Origin of the sequence: Paraburkholderia gardini (assembly GCF_907164575.1) — a bacterium.
Classification (GTDB): domain Bacteria; phylum Pseudomonadota; class Gammaproteobacteria; order Burkholderiales; family Burkholderiaceae; genus Paraburkholderia; species Paraburkholderia gardini.
Genome location: NZ_CAJQYY010000060.1, coordinates 1 through 4,332, shown reverse-complemented (window position 1 = coordinate 4,332; position 4,332 = coordinate 1). Strand labels below are relative to the sequence as shown.

The 4,332-nt window shown below is 53.3% G+C and carries 2 tRNA genes and 3 rRNA genes; all 5 read right to left on the bottom strand.

Features of this window, described 5'->3' with window-relative positions:
* Window positions 1–61 precede the first annotated feature (61 nt).
* A 5S ribosomal RNA gene (rrf, locus tag LPA34_RS26740) occupies window positions 62–175 on the bottom strand.
* A gap of 175 nt (window positions 176–350) precedes the next feature.
* Window positions 351–3,231 (bottom strand): 23S ribosomal RNA (locus LPA34_RS26735).
* A gap of 296 nt (window positions 3,232–3,527) precedes the next feature.
* Window positions 3,528–3,603, bottom strand: a tRNA-Ala gene (locus LPA34_RS26730).
* Window positions 3,604–3,656: 53 nt separating this feature from the next.
* Window positions 3,657–3,733, bottom strand: a tRNA-Ile gene (locus tag LPA34_RS26725).
* Between the two features lie 65 nt (window positions 3,734–3,798).
* A 16S ribosomal RNA gene (locus LPA34_RS26720) occupies window positions 3,799–4,332 on the bottom strand; the annotation flags it as partial.

Genomic DNA, 4,332 nt, shown 5'->3' with positions numbered 1-4,332 from the left:
ATGGCGGTGTAAACGCAGAAACCCCACCTTTTTGGGGTGGGGTTTCTGTTGCTGCTGGGGAGCCTGACGATTACCTACTTTCACACGGGCAATCCGCACTATCATCGGCGTGGAGTCGTTTCACGGTCCTGTTCGGGATGGGAAGGGGTGGTACCGACACGCTATGGTCATCAGGCATGACTTGTTGTCGCGCTGGGTGGGCTCTGAAGCCCGGGCCAGCACAACCAATCTGGAAGAAGTAGTTGAGAGGATGCCTCCCGGTGTTACTTTGGGCTGTGCTGTTTCTGGCACAACACTGATCACTCAACCGTGCGCGGGGTTCTGTGTGAACCCTGAGACACACTTGTTATAGGATCAAGCCTTACGGGCAATTAGTATCAGTTAGCTTAACGCATTACTGCGCTTCCACACCTGACCTATCAACGTCCTGGTCTTGAACGACCCTTCAAGGGGCTCGAAGCCCCGGGGATATCTCATCTTAAGGCAAGTTTCCCGCTTAGATGCTTTCAGCGGTTATCTCTTCCGAACATAGCTACCCGGCGATGCCACTGGCGTGACAACCGGTACACCAGAGGTTCGTCCACTCCGGTCCTCTCGTACTAGGAGCAGCCCCCTTCAAATATCCAACGCCCACGGCAGATAGGGACCAAACTGTCTCACGACGTTTTAAACCCAGCTCACGTACCTCTTTAAATGGCGAACAGCCATACCCTTGGGACCGGCTACAGCCCCAGGATGAGATGAGCCGACATCGAGGTGCCAAACACCGCCGTCGATATGAACTCTTGGGCGGTATCAGCCTGTTATCCCCAGAGTACCTTTTATCCGTTGAGCGATGGCCCTTCCATACAGAACCACCGGATCACTATGACCTGCTTTCGCACCTGCTCGACTTGTCGGTCTCGCAGTTAAGCACGCTTATGCCATTGCACTATCAGCACGATTTCCGACCGTACCTAGCGTACCTTCGTACTCCTCCGTTACACTTTGGGAGGAGACCGCCCCAGTCAAACTGCCTACCATGCACTGTCCCCGACCCGGATCACGGGCCAAGGTTAGAACCTCAAACAAACCAGGGTGGTATTTCAAGGACGGCTCCACGCAAACTGGCGTTCACGCTTCAAAGCCTCCCACCTATCCTACACAGACCGGTTCAAAGTCCAATGCAAAGCTACAGTAAAGGTTCATGGGGTCTTTCCGTCTAGCCGCGGGGAGATTGCATCATCACAAACACTTCAACTTCGCTGAGTCTCGGGAGGAGACAGTGTGGCCATCGTTACGCCATTCGTGCAGGTCGGAACTTACCCGACAAGGAATTTCGCTACCTTAGGACCGTTATAGTTACGGCCGCCGTTTACCGGGACTTCAATCAAGAGCTTGCACCCCATCATTTAATCTTCCGGCACCGGGCAGGCGTCACACCCTATACGTCCACTTTCGTGTTTGCAGAGTGCTGTGTTTTTATTAAACAGTCGCAGCCACCAGTTTATTGCAACCCCTTCACCCTTCTGGCGCAGGCCAGTCAAGCTACAGGGGCGTACCTTATCCCGAAGTTACGGTACCAATTTGCCGAGTTCCTTCTCCCGAGTTCTCTCAAGCGCCTTAGAATACTCATCTCGCCCACCTGTGTCGGTTTGCGGTACGGTCTTGTTAAACTGAAGCTTAGAGGCTTTTCTTGGAACCACTTCCAGTTGCTTCTTCACCGAAGTGAATGGCCTCGCACCCTTGAATTACGCGCCCGGATTTGCCTAAGCGCCTTCTCCAATGCAAGGACCGGGACTTCCAACACCCGGACAACCTTCCGCGATCCGTCCCCCCATCGCATTTAACAATGGTGCAGGAATATTAACCTGCTTCCCATCAGCTACGCATTTCTGCCTCGCCTTAGGGGCCGACTCACCCTACGCCGATGAACGTTGCGTAGGAAACCTTGGGCTTACGGCGAGGGGGCCTTTCACCCCCTTTATCGCTACTCATGTCAGCATTCGCACTTCCGATACCTCCAGCGCACTTTTCAATGCACCTTCGCAGGCTTACGGAACGCTCTCCTACCATGCACATAAATGTGCATCCGCAGCTTCGGTATATTGCTTAGCCCCGTTACATCTTCCGCGCAGGACGACTCGATCAGTGAGCTATTACGCTTTCTTTAAAGGATGGCTGCTTCTAAGCCAACCTCCTGACTGTTTTAGCCTTCCCACTTCGTTTCCCACTTAGCAATATTTGGGGACCTTAGCTGGCGGTCTGGGTTGTTTCCCTCTTGACACCGGACGTTAGCACCCGATGTCTGTCTCCCGTGATTGCACTCTTCGGTATTCGGAGTTTGCTATGGCGTAGTAATCCGCAATGGACCCCACAACCATGACAGTGCTCTACCCCCGAAGGTGATACACGAGGCACTACCTAAATAGTTTTCGGAGAGAACCAGCTATTTCCAGGTTTGTTTAGCCTTTCACCCCTATCCACAGCTCATCCCCTAACTTTTCAACGTTAGTGGGTTCGGACCTCCAGTACGTGTTACCGCACCTTCATCCTGGCCATGGATAGATCACCTGGTTTCGGGTCTACACCCAGCGACTGAACGCCCTGTTCGGACTCGCTTTCGCTACGCCTGCCCTAATCGGTTAAGCTTGCCACTGAATGTAAGTCGCTGACCCATTATACAAAAGGTACGCCGTCACCCCCTTGCGAAGGCTCCGACTGTTTGTATGCATGCGGTTTCAGGATCTATTTCACTCCCCTCCCGGGGTTCTTTTCGCCTTTCCCTCACGGTACTGGTTCACTATCGGTCGATCACGAGTATTTAGCCTTGGAGGATGGTCCCCCCATCTTCAGACAGGATTTCACGTGTCCCGCCCTACTTCTCGTACACCTAGTTCTTCCTCGCTGTTTTCGTCTACAGGGCTATCACCTGCTATGGCGGCACTTTCCAGAGCCTTCGACTAACAATGAAGATAAAGAGTACAGGCTGATCCCATTTCGCTCGCCACTACTCTGGGAATCTCGGTTGATTTCTTTTCCTGCGGTTACTTAGATGTTTCAGTTCACCGCGTTCGCTTCACGCAGCCTATGTATTCAGCTACGGATGACCCATACGGGCCGGGTTTCCCCATTCGGATATCGGTGGATCAAAGCTCGTTTGCCAGCTCCCCACCGCTTTTCGCAGGCTACCGCGTCCTTCATCGCCTGTGATCGCCAAGGCATCCACCACATGCACTTGTTCGCTTGACCCTATAACGAGTGCGTCTCGCGACACATCGCTACAGGTTGAGTATTCGTGTTGCGCCGTATTCCAAGAGCAATCTTTCGATTCCCCTTTAAAATACATTGATACAATCACAACCCTGATTCACCTACTCGGACACCCATCTCTAAGTATCCTTTCGTGAATCTCTTTACTACTTCTTCCTGATTGTTAAAGAACGACAGCCGATTGCGTGATTGCTATAACCACGTATCTTTCTGACTGGCTCAATCGCCAATGCATAACGCCCGGTTCACCGAACCAGATGCTGTGCATTGAAGATTGGTGGAGGATGACGGGATCGAACCGACGACCCCCTGCTTGCAAAGCAGGTGCTCTCCCAGCTGAGCTAATCCCCCAGTCATGCAGATGCCCCAGAGGTTTTAGACGGCCAGCTCACCAGACAAGACTTTGGTGGGTCTGGATGGATTCGAACCATCGACCCCCGCCTTATCAAGACGGTGCTCTAACCGACTGAGCTACAGACCCCTGAGTCTGTCTAAATTCACAGCCGATAAGCGTGAGCGCTCAACGTGGAACACGTCTAGCTCGAGAAAGGAGGTGATCCAGCCGCACCTTCCGATACGGCTACCTTGTTACGACTTCACCCCAGTCATGAATCCTACCGTGGTGACCGTCCTCCTTGCGGTTAGACTAGCCACTTCTGGTAAAACCCACTCCCATGGTGTGACGGGCGGTGTGTACAAGACCCGGGAACGTATTCACCGCGGCATGCTGATCCGCGATTACTAGCGATTCCAGCTTCACGCACTCGAGTTGCAGAGTGCGATCCGGACTACGATCGGTTTTCTGGGATTAGCTCCCCCTCACGGGTTGGCAGCCCTCTGTTCCGACCATTGTATGACGTGTGAAGCCCTACCCATAAGGGCCATGAGGACTTGACGTCATCCCCACCTTCCTCCGGTTTGTCACCGGCAGTCTCCCTAGAGTGCTCTTGCGTAGCAACTAGGGACAAGGGTTGCGCTCGTTGCGGGACTTAACCCAACATCTCACGACACGAGCTGACGACAGCCATGCAGCACCTGTGCGACGGTTCTCTTTCGAGCACCCCAGCCTTTCAGCCAGGT